This window comes from Trinickia camelliae (genome assembly GCF_053525655.1).
Window position 1 is genome coordinate 267,579 of sequence record NZ_JBCHAA010000004.1, and the last position, 15,935, is coordinate 283,513.

The 15,935-nt window shown below is 64.0% G+C and carries 12 protein-coding genes and 1 other RNA gene; 4 read left to right on the plus strand and 9 right to left on the minus strand.

The window, feature by feature from the left end:
* Nucleotides 1-161 precede the first annotated feature (161 nt).
* Complete coding sequence (locus tag AAHK20_RS09550) at nt 162-1,886, plus strand: FAD-dependent monooxygenase (RefSeq protein ID WP_449181210.1); 1,725 nt, start codon at nt 162-164, stop codon at nt 1,884-1,886.
* A 68-nt stretch (nt 1,887-1,954) separates the two neighbouring features.
* On the opposite strand, the gene AAHK20_RS09555 is transcribed toward AAHK20_RS09550, so the two are convergent.
* The 4 genes from AAHK20_RS09555 to AAHK20_RS09570 form a co-directional block, all read right to left on the minus strand.
* Nucleotides 1,955-2,197, minus strand: coding sequence for a formate dehydrogenase subunit delta (locus AAHK20_RS09555; protein ID WP_449181211.1), 243 nt, complete (start codon nt 2,195-2,197; stop codon nt 1,955-1,957).
* Nucleotides 2,198-2,264: 67 nt separating this feature from the next.
* Nucleotides 2,265-5,231 carry a formate dehydrogenase subunit alpha gene (fdhF, locus tag AAHK20_RS09560; RefSeq protein WP_449181212.1) on the minus strand — a complete coding sequence of 989 codons (2,967 nt, stop codon included), beginning with the start codon at nt 5,229-5,231 and terminating at the stop codon, nt 2,265-2,267.
* Nucleotides 5,232-5,242: 11 nt separating this feature from the next.
* Nucleotides 5,243-6,802 carry a formate dehydrogenase beta subunit gene (locus AAHK20_RS09565; RefSeq protein WP_449181213.1) on the minus strand — a complete coding sequence of 520 codons (1,560 nt, stop codon included), beginning with the start codon at nt 6,800-6,802 and terminating at the stop codon, nt 5,243-5,245.
* Nucleotides 6,799-7,287 (minus strand): NAD(P)H-dependent oxidoreductase subunit E, encoded by a 489-nt coding sequence (locus AAHK20_RS09570; protein WP_449181214.1) that lies wholly within the window; start codon nt 7,285-7,287, stop codon nt 6,799-6,801. The genes AAHK20_RS09565 and AAHK20_RS09570 overlap by 4 nt, the downstream gene beginning before the upstream one ends.
* A 130-nt stretch (nt 7,288-7,417) precedes the next feature.
* Here AAHK20_RS09570 and AAHK20_RS09575 point away from each other — a divergent pair, with 130 nt between their 5' ends.
* Both AAHK20_RS09575 and AAHK20_RS09580 read left to right on the plus strand, forming a co-directional pair.
* Nucleotides 7,418-8,518: a substrate-binding domain-containing protein gene (locus AAHK20_RS09575; protein ID WP_449181215.1), complete on the plus strand. Its 1,101-nt coding sequence runs from the start codon at nt 7,418-7,420 to the stop codon at nt 8,516-8,518.
* Nucleotides 8,519-8,668: 150 nt separating this feature from the next.
* The gene (locus AAHK20_RS09580) at nt 8,669-8,938 is read left to right on the plus strand and encodes a hypothetical protein (protein WP_449181216.1); all 270 of its coding nucleotides are present in this window, start codon (nt 8,669-8,671) and stop codon (nt 8,936-8,938) included.
* A 142-nt stretch (nt 8,939-9,080) separates the two neighbouring features.
* Here AAHK20_RS09580 and AAHK20_RS09585 read toward each other — a convergent pair whose 3' ends face one another.
* The 5 genes from AAHK20_RS09585 to ompA all read right to left on the minus strand — a co-directional run bounded on the left by AAHK20_RS09585 (nt 9,081) and on the right by ompA (nt 12,718).
* A complete protein-coding gene (locus AAHK20_RS09585) occupies nt 9,081-9,434 on the minus strand; it encodes a hypothetical protein (protein WP_449181217.1) in 354 nt (117 codons plus the stop codon).
* A 433-nt stretch (nt 9,435-9,867) separates the two neighbouring features.
* Nucleotides 9,868-10,238, minus strand: a transfer-messenger RNA (tmRNA) gene (ssrA, locus tag AAHK20_RS09590).
* 124 nt (nt 10,239-10,362) lie between these two features.
* Nucleotides 10,363-11,076, minus strand: coding sequence for an HAD family hydrolase (locus AAHK20_RS09595; protein WP_449181218.1), 714 nt, complete (start codon nt 11,074-11,076; stop codon nt 10,363-10,365).
* A 42-nt stretch (nt 11,077-11,118) separates the two neighbouring features.
* A complete protein-coding gene (gene ubiG / locus AAHK20_RS09600) occupies nt 11,119-11,817 on the minus strand; it encodes a bifunctional 2-polyprenyl-6-hydroxyphenol methylase/3-demethylubiquinol 3-O-methyltransferase UbiG (RefSeq protein ID WP_137333386.1) in 699 nt (232 codons plus the stop codon).
* A 250-nt stretch (nt 11,818-12,067) separates the two neighbouring features.
* Nucleotides 12,068-12,718: an outer membrane protein OmpA gene (gene ompA / locus AAHK20_RS09605; RefSeq protein WP_449181219.1), complete on the minus strand. Its 651-nt coding sequence runs from the start codon at nt 12,716-12,718 to the stop codon at nt 12,068-12,070.
* Between the two features lie 496 nt (nt 12,719-13,214).
* Here ompA and gyrA point away from each other — a divergent pair, with 496 nt between their 5' ends.
* Nucleotides 13,215-15,827 carry a DNA gyrase subunit A gene (gyrA, locus tag AAHK20_RS09610; RefSeq protein ID WP_449181220.1) on the plus strand — a complete coding sequence of 871 codons (2,613 nt, stop codon included), beginning with the start codon at nt 13,215-13,217 and terminating at the stop codon, nt 15,825-15,827.
* The last annotated feature ends 108 nt before the right edge of the window (nt 15,828-15,935 follow it).

Here is a 15,935-nt window from a genome sequence, read left to right on the forward strand (position 1 = left end):
GCGGTGAAATCGGGCCAGATGTGCCTCAAGCGGGGAGGCCGGCGTACACTGGCTGGATGTAGCCCGCTGGAGGACACGATGAATTGCCCCCACGCTCACCTATGTTCGCTGCCCCTCGGGGGGGCGGTTGCCTCCCTCGGGGCGGCCCAGCGGGAGGCAACATGAGCGCCGACGTTGGGGGGAATGCACATCCCGTGCTGATCGTCGGCGCGGGTCCGACCGGGCTTGCCGCCGCCACGTCCCTCGCGCGGGCGCGCATTCCCGTGCGGCTGATCGACAAGGCGCCGCAGCCGGCGCCGTATTCGCGCGCAATCGGCATCCAGGCGCGCACGCTGGAATTGCTCGAGCAGCACCGGATCGTCGAGCCGTTCCTCGAACTCGGCCATCGCGCGCGGGCCGCCAATCTCTATTCGAATGGGCATCGACTCGCGCGGCTCGATTTCGATCCGCTGCAAACGCGCTACCCCTACCTGCTGTTTCTCGATCAGAGCGTGACTGAGCGGCTCTTGATCGAGCATCTCGCGACGCTCGGCGTGACGGTCGAGCGCGGCGTCGAGCTGACGGGGCTGACGCCGGGGGCATCGCGCGTGGAAGCCGTGCTGTCGCATGCCGATGGCCGCAGCGAGATCGCGCATGCGGCGTATCTGATCGGCGCCGACGGTGCTCACAGCACGGTGCGGCACCTGCTCAGCGTCGGGTTTGCGGGCAAGACCTTCGAGCAGACGTTCATGCTCGCCGATTTGCAGGCCGTATCCGATTGGTCCGACGACGAGTTTCATATCTTCGCGTCGGGCGAGGGGCTGGTCGGGCTGTTTCCCTTGGGCGGGGGGCGTCATCGTCTGATCGCGGACAACCCGCCGGCGCTGGCCGCCGCGGCGTCGAACGCAGTGTCGAACGCGGCGGCGAACGCAAGCTCGACAGCAGCGCATCAGGAGATCAAGCCGCCGCCCGCTGCGCCGTCGCTCGACGAATGCCGTCAGGTCGCCGCGCGGCGCGTACATGGCCGGCTCGATCTCGATGCGCTCGCGTGGTCGTCGTATTTCAACGTGAACAGCCGCATGGCCGAACGGTTGCGCGCGCAACGGGTTTTCCTCGCGGGCGATGCGGCGCATGTCCATAGTCCCGCCGGCGCGCAAGGGATGAACACAGGGATTCAGGAGGCGTTCAATCTCGGCTGGAAGCTCGCGCGGCTGATGTCGGGCGGCGGGTCCGATCAGCTGCTCGAGACCTATCAGGCCGAGCGCCATCCGATCGAGCGCGACGTGCTGCGTCAGACGAGCTTCATGACGCAAATGGCCGAGGCCGAGCATGGGCCGCTCAAGTTGCTGCGCGATCGCGTGATGCCGGTGCTCGCCACGCTCGGGCCGCTGCGCGATGCGGCGCGGCTCACGGTCAGCGAGTTGTCGGTGCAATACCGGCGCAGCGCGCTCTCGCTCGAACGCGTGCTCGACGGCGGGCCGCGCGCGGGCGAACGGGCGCCTGATGCGCTGGTGCATGTGGTCGACGGGCCGCTCGGACGTGCGCCAGGCATTGGCCGCATCTTCGATTTGCACGACCCGGCGTTCTTTTCGCTGTTCCTGCTGGTTGAACCGGAGAAGGACGGTGACGCATCGGCCGGCGCAGCGCCTGCGCCCGACGCCGAGCTATTTCGGCTGGGTCAGGATATCGAACGCGTGATGCCGGGCGCGGTGCGGATCTGGCACGTGTGCGAAACACCTCGCGACGGCGCCCCGTCGCTTAGCGAGTCATACGGGCGTACGCGGCCGGCTTTCTATCTCGTGCGGCCGGACGGCTACATCTGCGCGCGCGGCCGGCCGACATCGGACGGCAACGCGCTCTTGCGCCACTGCGAGACGTGGTTCGGGCGCACGCGGGAGCACAGCTAGGGCCATTTGCCCGGTGCGCTGCTTGTTCGCGTCCGTATTGGCGTTGCTTCAATCCATCAAACAGCGTGTCAAACCGCAGCCGCCGGCGTCAGCGCGTCGCGCGATTTGATGAGCGCTTCCCTGACGATCGGCTCCATCGACGCCGCCGCGTCCGGTTCGTCGAGCGCGGCCAGGATCACGCGCCGCATCCGGGGTTCCCAGTAGCGGCGAATGTGATTGGCGACGCCGGCCAGCGCTTCGTCGTGATCGGGCATCGACGCGAAGAATTCGCCGATCTGGTTGGCCATGACGATCAAATGTTCTTGGTTCATCGTTGCTCGCTGATACGTTCATTGCCGGGGCTGCGCACGCAAGCGCCAATCCCCGGCTTCGACTTCGTCATTTCCCGTTCGTCGCGTTCGCAGGCTCGCGCTGGCGCAGCAGGTCGAGCTGCTCGGCGTTGAAGCGCGAATACTGTTTCTGCCATTGCGACGGCTGCTCGACCTGCGTGACCTGCACGGCCGTCACCTTGTACTCGGGGCAGTTGGTCGCCCAATCGGAGGCGTCGGTCGTAATGACGTTCGCGCCCGATTCGGGGAAGTGGAACGTCGTGTAGACGACGCCCGGCTGCATCCGCTCGGTGACGAGCGCGCGCAGCACCGTCTGCCCCGCACGCGATTCGATGCCGGCCCAGTCACCCGTCTTGATGCCGCGTTCGGCGGCGTCATCGGGATGGATCTCGAGGCGATCTTCGTCGTGCCAGCGGACGTTCTCGGTGCGGCGCGTCTGCGCGCCGACGTTGTACTGCGACAAGATGCGGCCCGTCGTGAGCAGCAGCGGATACTTGCGGGTCACTTTCTCCGGCGACGCGATGAACTGCGTGATCACGAACTTGCCCTTGCCGCGCACGAACTCGTCGACGTGCATGATCGGCGTGCCTTCGGGCGCATGCTCGTTGCACGGCCACTGAATGCTGCCAAGCTTGTCGATCAAGTCGAACGACACGCCGTGGAAGGTCGGCGTGAGGCGCGCGATCTCGTCCATGATTTCGGACGGGTGCGCGTAGTCCATTTCGTAGCCGAGCTTCTTCGAGAGCAGTTGCGTGACTTCCCAATCGGCGTAGCCGCACAGCGGCGGCATCACGCGGCGCACGCGCGAGATACGGCGCTCGGCGTTCGTGAACGTGCCGTCTTTTTCGAGGAACGACGAACCGGGCAAGAAGACGTGCGCGTATTTCGCGGTTTCGTTCAGGAAGATGTCCTGCACGACGATGCATTCCATCGACGACAGCGCCGCCGACACATGCTGCGTATTCGGATCGGACTGGACGATGTCTTCGCCCTGGCAATACAGACCCTTGAAGCTGCCGTCGAGCGCGGCGTCGAACATGTTCGGAATGCGCAAGCCCGGCTCGGGTTGCAGCGTCACGTGCCACGCGTCTTCGAATTCCGCGCGCACCGTCACATCGCCGATATGGCGATAGCCGGGCAGCTCGTGCGGGAACGAGCCCATGTCGCACGAGCCTTGCACGTTGTTCTGGCCGCGCAGCGGATTGACGCCGACGCCTTCGCGGCCGATGTTGCCGGTCGCCATCGCGAGATTGGCGATGCCGATCACCGTCGTCGAGCCTTGCACGTGCTCGGTGACGCCCAGGCCGTAGTAGATCGCGGCATTGCCGCCCGTCGCATAGAGACGCGCAGCGGCGCGCACCAGCTCGGCCGGCACGCCCGTGATATCGGCCGTCGCTTCCGGCGCGTTCTCAGGCAGCGCAACGAACGCGCGCCATTGCTCGAACGCGCGCGTCTCGCAGCGTTCGGCGATGAACGCCTCGTTGAGGAGCCCCTCGGTCACGATCACGTGCGCGAGAGCATTGACGATCGCGACGTTTGTGCCAGGACGCAGAGGCAGGTGATACATCGCCTTCACGTGCGGCGTATCGACGAGATCGATGCGGCGCGGATCGACGACGATCAGCTTGGCGCCTTGCCGCAGACGCCGTTTCAGGCGCGATGCGAACACCGGGTGGCCGTCGGTCGGATTCGCGCCGATCACCATGATGACGTCGGCGTGCTCGACCGATGCGAACGTCTGCGTGCCCGCCGATTCGCCGAGCGTCGTCTTCAGGCCATAGCCGGTCGGCGAGTGGCAGACGCGCGCGCAGGTGTCGACATTGTTGTTGCCGAACGCGGCGCGCACGAGCTTTTGCACGAGGTAGGTTTCCTCGTTAGTGCAGCGCGACGACGTGATGCCGCCGATCGAATCGCGCCCGTGCTTCGCCTGAATGCGGCGGAATTCCGATGCCGCGTAGGTGAGCGCTTCGTCCCAGCTGACTTCGCGCCACGGGTCGGTGATCTTGGCGCGGATCATCGGCTTCGTGATGCGGTCCTTGTGGGTCGCGTAGCCCCACGCGAAGCGACCCTTCACGCACGCATGGCCTTCGTTCGCTTCGCCGTTCTTGTTCGGCATCATCCGCACGACCTGGCTGCCCTTCATCTCCGCTTTCAGCGAGCAGCCGACGCCGCAATACGCGCATGTCGTCACCACCGAGTGCTCGGGCTGACCGAGCACGGCGATGGTCTTTTCGTGCAGCGTCGCGGTCGGACAGGCGGCCACGCAGGCGCCGCACGAAACGCATTCGGATTCCATGAACGGCTGGCTCTCGCTTGCCGCCACGCGCGATTCGAAGCCGCGCGCGGCGATCGTCAGCGCGAACGTGCCTTGCGTTTCTTCGCACGCGCGCACGCAGCGGTTGCAGACGATGCACTTCGACGGATCGTAGGTGAAGTAGGGGTTCGACTCGTCCTTCTCGTCGTGCAGGTGGTTCGCGCCTTCGTAGCCGTAGCGCACTTCGCGCAGGCCGACGACACCCGCCATGTCCTGCAGCTCGCAGTTGCCGTTGGTGGGACACGTGAGGCAATCGAGCGGGTGATCGGAGATGTAGAGCTCCATCACGTTGCGGCGCAGCGCCTGCAGGCGATCGCTTTGCGTGCGCACCTTCATGCCGGCTTCGACCGGCGTCGTGCACGAAGCCGGATAGCCCTTGCGTCCTTCGATTTCCACGAGACACAGCCGGCACGAACCAAACGCTTCGAGCGAATCGGTCGCGCAGAGCTTCGGCACGTTGACGCCGGCTTCGATCGCCGCGCGCATCACCGACGTGCCCGCGGGTACGGTGACGAGGCATCCGTCGATGTCGAGCGTGATGTCGGTATCGGCGTGGACGAAGGGCGTGCCGTAGTCGGTATCGTCATTCGGCGAGCGGGCGCGGGTGGTCCGCACCAAGGCTTCGGACTTGCAAGCACAGTTGCCTGAGCCGCAGCCGCCGCTGGCGGTGGCTTGCGAGGGGGAGGCGAGCGTGTCGGACATAACGGGCTCCATCAAGCCGCAGCCTTGTTAGGCTGGGCCGGGCGAAGACCGAAGTCTTCGGGAAAATGTTCAAGGGCGGAAAGCACGGGGAAGGGCGTCATGCCGCCCATCGCGCAGAGCGAGCCGGATACCATCGTGTCACACAGGTCGCGCAGCAACTGCACTTGCTTCTCCGACGTGTCGCCTTCGCGGATGCGTTCGATCACTTCGACGCCGCGCGTCGAGCCGATCCGGCACGGCGTGCATTTGCCGCACGATTCGAGCGCGCAGAAATGCATCGCGTATTGCGCGAGTTCGGCGAGATTCGACGTGTCGTCGTGCACGACGAGCCCGCCGTGCCCGACCACCGCGCCCACCGATGCGTAGGCTTCGTAGTCGAGCGGGATATCCCACTGGCTTTCGGGAAGATAGGTGCCGAGCGGTCCGCCGACTTGCACGGCGCGCGCCGGGCGGCCGCTCGCGGTGCCGCCGCCGTAGTCGAACAGCAGCTCACGCAGCGTGACGCCGAACGCCAGCTCGACGAGCCCGCCTTGCTTCACATTGCCGGCCAGTTGGAACGGCAGCGTGCCGCGCGAGCGGCCCATGCCGAAGTCGCGATAGAACTTCGAGCCGCGCGCGAAGATGATCGGCACGGTCGCGAGCGTGATCACGTTGTTGATGACGGTCGGCTGGCCGAAGAGGCCGGAGAGCGCGGGCACCGGCGGCTTCGCGCGCACGATGCCGCGCTTGCCTTCGATCGATTCGAGCATCGCGGTTTCTTCGCCGCAGACGTAAGAGCCCGCGCCCTTCGCCACCGCCAGCTCGAACTGGTGCGCTGAGCCGAGCACGCTCGCACCGAGCCAGCCCGCCGCTCGCGCTTTGCCGATCGCGGCTTCGAGTGTCGCGATCGAATGCGGATATTCGCTGCGCACGTAGATGTAGCCTTGCGTCGCGCCCGTCGAGATCCCCGCGATGATCATCCCTTCGATCAGGCAGTACGGGTCGCTTTCCATGATGAGGCGGTCGGAAAACGTGCCGGAGTCGCCTTCGTCGGCATTGCAGACGACGTATTTCTGCGCCGCTTGCGCGTTGCGCACCGTGCGCCACTTGACGCCAGCGGGGAACGCCGCGCCGCCGCGCCCGCGCAGGCCCGAGTCGACGAGCGCTTCGCAGGCGGTGGCGCCGTCCATCGCGAGCGCGGCTTTCAGGCCGGCGAGACCTTCGTGGGCGAGGTAGTCGTCGATGGAGAGCGGGTCGGTGATGCCGATGCGCGCGAACGTGAGGCGCTGTTGACGCTTGAGATAAGGAATCTCGTCGACGATGCCCACGCGCCGCGAATGCTCGCCGCCGGCGAGCCATCCGGAGTCGAAAAGCGACACGACGTCGGCTTCATCGACATTCGCGTAGCCGACGCGGCCAGCCGGCGTCTCGACTTCGACGAGCGGCTCGAGCCACAGCAGGCCGCGCGTGCCGTTGCGCACCAACTCGATGGCGACGCCACGGCTCGCGGCTTCGCGGACGATCGCGTCGGCGAGCGCATCCGCGCCGAGCGCGAGCGCTGAAGAATCGCGGGGGACGTAGATACGTGTCATGCCGGCTCCTTCTGCTTCGCGCACGCGGCGTCGATCAGCGCATCGAACTTTTGCGGCGTGACTTTCGCGTAGAGCGTGTCGTTGATCATCATCGCCGGGGACAGTGCGCATTGTCCGAGGCAATACACCGATTCGAGCCCGAGGTCCGGTCCGTGCTCGGCATCGAAACGGCAGCCCGTGCGCGCCTCGATGTGCTGCGCGAGCGCTTCCGTCCCCATGCTGCGGCACGATTCGGCGCGGCAGAGCTGCACGGTCACGCGTGCGGCCGGGCGGGTGCGGAAATGATGGTAGTAAGTAATGACGCCATGCACTTCGGCACGCGACAGGTTCATCGCGCGCGCAAGCGGCGCGACGGCTTCCGGCGGGATAAAGCCGGCTTCGTCCTGAATCGCGTGCAGCACTGCGATCAGCGACGCGCCGGGCTTCGCGTGGCGACGGACGAGTTCTTCCGGCGCGGATGCGACCGGGGCGGCGGGGTTGTCCAAGGTGGGGCTCCTCCAAGATCAAATATGCACTTGTTGATCATATGAAGCGCATATATGCTTTGGTTTATGGTTTATCCCAGAACGATAGGCGGATGGTCAGCCTTCCGCAATAGGAAGAAGCATTGCATAAATGATCCAGATCGATTGCAAGGCGCAGCTGGTCGTCGTCGATAGCGCGGGTCGCGAAGCGAGCCTGACCGACGTTGTGCCGCTGCTTGCGCTCGTCGGCGAGACGGGCAGCATCGCCCAGGCGGCTGCGCAAAAGGGCCTCTCGTATCGCCACGCGTGGGGCATGCTGCGCGCGATCGAGGAGCACCTGGGAGGCGCGCTGATCGCGAAAGAGCGTGGCAAGGGATCGGCGCTTTCGGAATTGGGGCAGGCGGTGGTGCGAGCACAGCGCCTGTGTGCTGAGCGGCTCGACGGCAATATGCAGGCGCTCGCGAGCGAGGTCGCGAGCGAGTTGAACCGCCGGCTTGGGCAGCACGGCGGTGCGGTACGGATTCAGGCGTCGCATGGCTACGCGGTTGCGGCGCTCGTGACGGCGCTGGTGGCGCGCGACGCCGCTTCGGTCGACATCAAGTACCGCGACAGCGCTGAGGCCGTGACCGCGCTGGCACGCGGCGAATGCGACCTGGCTGGGTTTCACCTGCCGCGCGGCGCGTTCCGTGAGAAATGCGCGACCGTCTACCGTCGCTGGCTCGATCCGCAGCGGCACGTGCTGATTCATCTGACGCAACGCAAGCAGGGGCTCTTCCTGCCGAAGGGGAATCCGAAGGGGATTCGCGGCTTGAACGACCTGGCCCGCGACGACGTGCGCTTCGTCAACCGCCAGCCGGGCTCCGGCACGCGGATGCTGCTCGATCTGGCGCTGCGCAGCATCGGCATCGATCCCGAGCGCATCAATGGTTATGCGTCGGCGGAGCTGACTCATTCGGCGATCGCGGCATTCGTCGCGAGCGGCATGGCCGATCTCGGCTTCGGCGTCGAGCCGGCCGCGCATCATTTCGGGCTCGATTTCATCCCCATCGTCGACGAAGACTATTACTTCGCGTGCGAGCGCGCGCCGCTCGCGTCGGCGCCGCTTGCACCCGTCGTGCAGATGCTGCAAAGCGACGCGTTCCGAGCGACGGTGGCGCATCTGGCCGGATACGACCCGGCGCATTGCGGGACGATCGTCGATGTGGCGAGCGGGTTGCGCGGCGCGGCAGTGCCAGAGAGCGCTTTGCGCTAGGGCGGGTAAGGGGTTCGATCGGAAGGGTATGGCGGGTTTTGCGTTACGCCCGTAATACTTCGCTGCGGAGCTTTGCGGTTCTGCGTTACGCTCTATCTTTCTGACGTTCCGTCTTGTTCTTCAGTCCGCCTCAAGCGGCATCGAATCGCTATGAAATTGCTTATCAACGCTTGCGCTGCCGCGGCTGCGGCGGGCGCATTGTTCGCCGTCACGTCGCTCGCTTTCGCGCAGAACTCGCCAGGTGTGCCGGGCGGCATCCTGCAGGACCAATTTCAGCTTCAGCAGCATCCGCAGCTGGAGTTCGCGGCGTCGGCGCCGTCGAAGAAGTACCAGCACGGGCCTGTAACGAAGATGCGCAAGCAGGGCGACCTCGGGAATCCGGACGGGTGCAATCTGCAGTGTCCGCAAGACGACAACTAATCAAGCCGCGTCGCCGGGACCTCGCAGGGGCCTATTGCGTGCGGAAAACGCGCACTGGCCAAGTCACATCTGATCGCTCGCGAGCCGTAGCAAGGGCGGATGCCGCCGTCGTTGCCGCAGCTGCGAGCGCGCGAAGCGCTGCTCACGTCGTGCAGCGCGCGATATCGAAGCGCATTTCAGGTTCCGGCACGGAATCGTCGTCGCCGGACGATTTCTGCACCTTCACCACCGAGCCGTAGCCCGACGGCGTCAACGTAATGAGCCACGCGTAGTTCTCCGAGCCGTGGCCGACCGTTAATTCGGTCGATCCATTGCCGGCAGTCATTCGAAGGCCATCAATTCTGCTTCGCAGGCAGCTCGAGATGTCGTTCGGGGCGCGTTGCGATTGCACGAAGACGACCGGTTCCGACGTGCGAACTTCCTGGACGTTAGGCGAGCTGCAAGCCGCAATCGCGAGGGCGGTGGGCACGACGGCGAGGAAGGGAAGTTTGTTCATGGCTTTGCCTTTGATGCGAGAGCGGTGCGATTTCAATGTAGTCGTTGCGTCGATCGTCGTTCAATCGGTGGCGACACGGGGCGGGTTTTGCCGGCATACGGGCTGCCGATATGCGCGTACTCGAAACGCCGACAACCCAAGGGCAAGCACTTCGGCTCAGCTGTCTCGAAAATCGCGCGTTCGGCGTTAGGCATCGATGAGCTCGTGTGGTTCGATCGTGACGGTCACTTGTGTCTACTGCCCTTCGGTGAGCAACGACTTCGGAGAGTCTAAGCGGCACCGACACGCGCGCATTTATCGAGGACGGGCGAAAGAGCCGGCTTCTTCGGGAAATCAGTGGCGCAGTTGGGCGGGGCCGCAAAGAAAAAACCCCGCGAGAGCTGCGCTCGGCGGGGTTTTCATGAATTCCTGAACCTTGTCAGGATGAGTGTCTTGGTGGAGCCGGCGGGAATCGAACCCGCGTCCGCAAATAGTCCGCAACCAGTTCTACATACTTAGTTCTGTCATTTGATTTAACCGCGCCGACGCGGACGAACACGCTTCGTTACGGCGATTCACTAGGTTTTCGACCCGGGCGTCGTGACGCCGCCAAGGCTTAACTGACGTAAATGACCTCTGGCGGTATTGCTACCGGTCTTGCGACGCTAGCCCGTCAGTGAACTAGGCAGAGGACGGCGGCCCTTAGGCTGCCAGTGCGAACGTATCGTCGTTTGCAGTTACGTTTTTCCCATTGATTAACGAGGTGACGGGTCCTCGGTATGCCCTGAGCTGCTTCGTTATCCACGTCGAAACCAGGTCGGCCCCAGTGGAACGGAGAATTATCCCACAGAACCTGGGGCTTGGCGCGCCTTGCGGGCTAAAGAACGAGGCGGCGGGGAGTTTTCAGCTTCTGCGGCGAACGGCTCGCCGCGCGAGTGACGGCTCTTGATCAGCCGATCTCGCGCAGCAGCCGCTGCAGCTCGCCCGTGGACCGCACGACATGCTGCGCATGCCATTGCGTCGGCGGCAGATCCGTTCCGCAGTATCCGTAGGCGGCGGCCACGGTGACCATGCCCGCCGCGAACCCCGCTTGCACGTCTCGCAGATCGTCGCCTACATAGACGACTCGCTCCGGCTGTATTTCGAGTTCTCTCGCGGCATGCAGGAGCGGCGCCGGATGCGGCTTCGAATGCGGCGTGGTATCCCCGCTAACGACGCAACCTGCCCGGAGGTCGAGGCCAAGCAGCTCGACGAGCGGATCAGTCAGGCGCGCGACCTTGTTCGTGACGATGCCCCAGCGCACGCCGCGCTCGTCCAGCTCGTTGAGTATTTCGCCGATGCCCGGAAACAGCGTCGTTTCGATGCACAAATCGGCTTCGTAATTGGCGAGAAACTCTTCGCGCATCGACGCGAAACCCTGGTGCTCGGGCCCGATCCCAAACGCGCCGCCGATCAGGCCGCGCGCGCCGGCCGATGCGAGCGGGCGCAAATCGTCGAGCGGCAGCATCTCGAGACCGCGGTCGTGACGCATCTTGTTGACGGCGGCGGCGAGGTCGGGTGCGGTATCCGCGAGCGTGCCGTCGAGATCGAACAGGACGGCTTGGCACAAGCCGATCGACGCGTCGTCGCTTTCGCGCTGCGGCAGGGGAGTAGGGTCGCTCATGAGGTCAATCGGGAACGGAATGAGTTTGGGTCGGCGCGCGGATCAAGCGCCGCGCCGGCACGCGAACAGGTAGTTCACGCTCGTGTCGTCGGACAATCCGAAATGCTTGGAAAGCGGGTTGTAGGTGATGCCTTTGATATCGTGGCTGTGCAGACCGGCCGCCCGCACGAATCCCGCCAGCTCCGACGGACGGATAAAGCGCGCATAGTCGTGCGTGCCTTTGGGCAGCATCTGCGCGATGTACTCGGCGCCGATCACGGCAAACAAATACGACTTGACGTTGCGGTTGAGCGTCGAGAAGAAGACCCAGCCGCCCGGCTTCACCAGCGTGGCACATGCGGCGACGATGGCGCTCGGGTCCGGCACGTGCTCGAGCATCTCCATGCAGGTGACGGCGTCATAGGTGCCCGGCTCGCGAGCCGCCAGCGCTTCCGCAGCGATCTCTTCGTACTCGACGCTCACGCCGCTTTCGAGGCTGTGCAGATCGGCCACGCCGAGCGCCTGGGTCGACAGATCGATCCCCTTGACTTGCGCGCCCAATCCCGCCATCGATTCGGACAGGATGCCGCCGCCGCAACCAATATCCAGCACGCGTTTGCCGGCCAGATGAGCATGAGCGTCGATCCAGGCGAGCCGAACAGGGTTCAGCTCGTGCAGCGGCTTGAATTCGGCATTCGGGTCCCACCAGCGATGTGCGAGATCGCTGAATTTCTGCAGCTCATGGGGATCGGCGTTGGTCATAGCGGAAGCGGATTTGCGAAGAGCGTTGGATGGGGACTGCGGGTTAGCCCCGAGTATATAGGCGCGGGCGAACGGGGGCAAAACGAGCGGCACAAGCCGACGTGGCCCGCACCCCAGGTTCGGAGAGTCACTTTGGGCCTCGGGTCAGTGCCAAAGCACCAACTCCGGCGCGACAGCTGACGCGCTTACTCCGGCCGACATAAAAAAAGCCCCGCCGAAGCGGGGCTTTGATACTGCGGTATTGTGCGGCTTACTGCTTCGAAGTACCGACAACTTCGACTTCCACGCGGCGATCCGGTGCGAGGCAGGAGATAAGTTGCTTGCGGTTCTTCTGGTTGCAGCCCGTCGTAACCGGGTTGCGCTTGCCCTTGCCTTCCGTGTAGATACGGTTGGCTTCGATGCCCTTGCTGACCAGGTATGCCTTCACAGCTTGAGCGCGGCGCAGCGACAGACGGTCGTTGTACTTGTCCGAACCGATGCGGTCGGTGTAGCCCGTTGCAACGACAACTTCCAGGTTCACGCCTTGGATCTTCGAAGCCAGATCGTCCAGCTTTTCCTTGCCAGCCGGCTTCAGGACAGCCTTGTCGAAGTCGAACAGCGTGTCAGCTTGGTACGTGATCTTCTGGCTGGTGATGACCGGAGCGGCCGGAGCTGCCGGTGCCGGCGGCGTCGGAGCTTGCGCGACCAGTGCGCCATCGCACTTCGCGTTGGCCGTTGCGGGCGTCCAGAACGCATCGCGCCAGCAAAGCTCGTTCGTGCCGTTCATCCACACGTATTCGCCGGTGCCGTTCACCCAGTTGTCATTCGTTTGTTGTCGCGACGCCGGCACCGACTGTGCCATTGCGGATGCAGCCATAACTGCGGTAGCTGCAATGAACGCGAGCTTTGAAAGTTTATTCATATTTCTCCTCTCGAAATTGAGATTACCGCAGGTTTACTGCGAGCCTGTTGACGAAGACAAGTCATACATTGCTCGAAGTATAACATTGGTGCGGCACAAAAACGCCGGGCCCTGAAGACACTTCGAGCAATGTCTAACCAAGTGCGTTGGCATTTTGCCATACAGTTCCCGACCCACGAAAAAAAATTCCCGAGCGTTCCGATCCCCCAACACAATTGTGGTGCATGCGCAACAGTAAGCCTGGCGGGCTTCTGCGGTGCCCGGGTGAACGCATGACGCGTGCCTGCGGCGAAGAAAAATCGTCTCGTCAATAGCGTGGCGAGAGCGGTTCACAGCGGCTTCGCGGCCGCCGTGCGATAGGGAGTACGTACCTGCGGCAGGCGCGGTTGCGCCGCATGGTAGAATCGCGTGATGCGCTGCGTTTGCGGCGCCAATGCGAAAGTAGCTCAAAGTTATTGACTTTGGTGCGTATTTTCGCTTTGAAACGATACGGATAATGGATCAATTCGCCAAAGAGACTCTGCCAATCTCCCTCGAGGAGGAAATGCGCCGTTCGTATCTCGATTACGCGATGAGCGTGATCGTGGGACGTGCGCTTCCCGATGTCCGCGACGGCTTGAAGCCTGTGCACCGGCGCGTTCTATACGCGATGCACGAACTCAACAACGACTGGAACCGTGCCTATAAGAAGTCGGCGCGTATCGTCGGCGACGTGATCGGTAAATACCATCCGCACGGCGACACCGCGGTCTACGACACGATCGTCCGGATGGCGCAGAACTTCTCGCTGCGCTACATGCTGGTGGACGGGCAGGGCAATTTCGGGTCGATCGACGGCGACAACGCCGCCGCGATGCGTTACACCGAAATCCGCATGGCGAAGATCGGCCATGAGCTCCTTGCCGATATCGATAAGGAAACCGTCGACTTCGGTCCGAACTACGACGGCAGCGAGAGCGAGCCGCTGATCCTCCCCGCGCGCATCCCTAATCTGCTGATCAATGGTTCGTCGGGGATCGCGGTCGGCATGGCGACCAACATCCCGCCGCACAACCTGAACGAAGTCGTCGACGCCTGCCACCATCTGTTGAAGAACCCCGAGGCGGGCATCGATGAGCTGATCGAGATCATCCCGGCTCCCGATTTCCCGACCGCCGGCATCATTTACGGCGTCGCGGGCGTGCGCGACGGCTATCGCACCGGCCGCGGCCGGGTTGTGATGCGCGCGGCGACGCACTTCGAGGAAATCGATCGCGGCCAGCGCATGGCGATCATCGTCGACGAGCTGCCGTATCAGGTTAACAAGCGTTCGCTGCTCGAGCGGATCGCCGAGTTGGTCAACGAGAAGAAGCTCGAGGGCATTTCGGACATCCGCGACGAGTCCGACAAGAGCGGCATGCGCGTCGTGATCGAGCTCAAGCGCGGCGAGGTGCCCGAGGTCGTCCTCAACAATCTGTATAAGGCGACCCAGCTGCAGGACACGTTCGGCATGAACATGGTCGCGCTCGTCGACGGCCAGCCTAAGCTCCTGAATCTTAAGGAAATGCTTAGTTCGTTCCTGTCGCACCGCCGGGAAGTGCTGACGCGGCGCACTGTATACGAACTGCGCAAGGCGCGCGAACGCGGCCACGTGCTCGAGGGTCTCGCCGTCGCGCTCGCGAACATCGATGATTTCATCGCAATCATCAAGGCCGCGCCGACGCCGCCGATCGCCAAGCAGGAATTGATGGCGCGCCCGTGGGACTCCTCGCTCGTGCGTGAAATGCTGTCGCGCGCGGAGACCGAGAACGCCGCGGCGGGCGGTCGTGAGGCATACCGTCCGGAAGGTCTGAATCCGGCATTCGGGATGCAGGGCGACGGTCTCTACAAGCTGTCCGATACGCAGGCGCAGGAAATCTTGCAGATGCGCCTGCAGCGCCTGACCGGTCTCGAGCAAGACAAGATCATTGGCGAATACCGCGAAGTGATGGCGCAGATCGCCGATCTGCTCGACATCCTCGCGCGCCCGGAGCGCATCACGACGATCATCACCGACGAGCTCACGGCAGTGAAGGCCGAGTTCGGCGACGCGCGCCGCTCGAAGATCGAGATGAACGCGACCGAGCTGAACACCGAAGACCTGATCACGCCGCAGGACATGGTTGTCACGATGTCGCATACGGGGTACGTGAAGTCGCAGCCGTTGTCCGAATATCGGGCGCAGAAGCGCGGGGGGCGCGGCAAGCAGGCCACGCAGATGAAGGAAGACGACTGGATCGACACGCTCTTCATCGCGAACACGCACGACCATATCCTGTGCTTCTCGAACCGCGGTCGCGTCTATTGGGTGAAGGTCTACGAAGTGCCGCAGGGCTCGCGCAACGCGCGCGGCCGTCCGATCGTCAATATGTTCCCGCTGCAGGAAGGCGAGAAGATCAACGTCGTGCTGCCGATCAAGGAGTTCTCGGCAGACAAGTTCATCTTTATGGCGACCGCGTTGGGCACGGTCAAGAAGACGCCGCTCGAGGCTTTCAGCAGACCATTGCGCAAGGGTATTATTGCGGTCGGTCTCGACGAGGGCGATTACCTGATTGGCGCCGCGATCACCGACGGCGCGCACGACGTGATGCTGTTCTCGGATTCGGGCAAGGCAGTGCGCTTCGACGAGAACGATGTGCGCCCGATGGGCCGTGAGGCGCGCGGCGTGCGCGGCATGCAGCTTGATGAAGGGCAGCAGGTGATCGCGCTTCTGGTGGCGGGCAGCGAGCAGCAGTCGGTGCTGACGGCAACCGAAAACGGCTACGGCAAGCGCACCCCGATCACCGAGTACACGCGCCATGGGCGCGGCACGAAGGGCATGATCGCGATCCAGACGTCGGAGCGCAACGGCAAGGTCGTGGCGGCCACGCTCGTCGACCCCGAGGACCAGATCATGCTGATCACGACGACCGGCGTGCTGATCCGGACGCGCGTTTCGGAGATTCGCGAAATGGGCCGTGCGACGCAAGGTGTTACACTCATCAGCCTTGATGACGGCACCAAGCTTTCCGGCCTGCAGCAGATCGCCGAGGCGGATGGTGAAGGTGATGCCGAAGGTACGGCGGCGGATGACGAAAACGGCGAAGGTTGATCGGCACGCGAGTCGTGCATGACGGGCGTCGCGAACAAGTAACCGCAAGAAGAACCGCGCGAAGCGAAAGGCCTCGCAACAACGTGTTGCGCTACGCTTCGTGCCTCA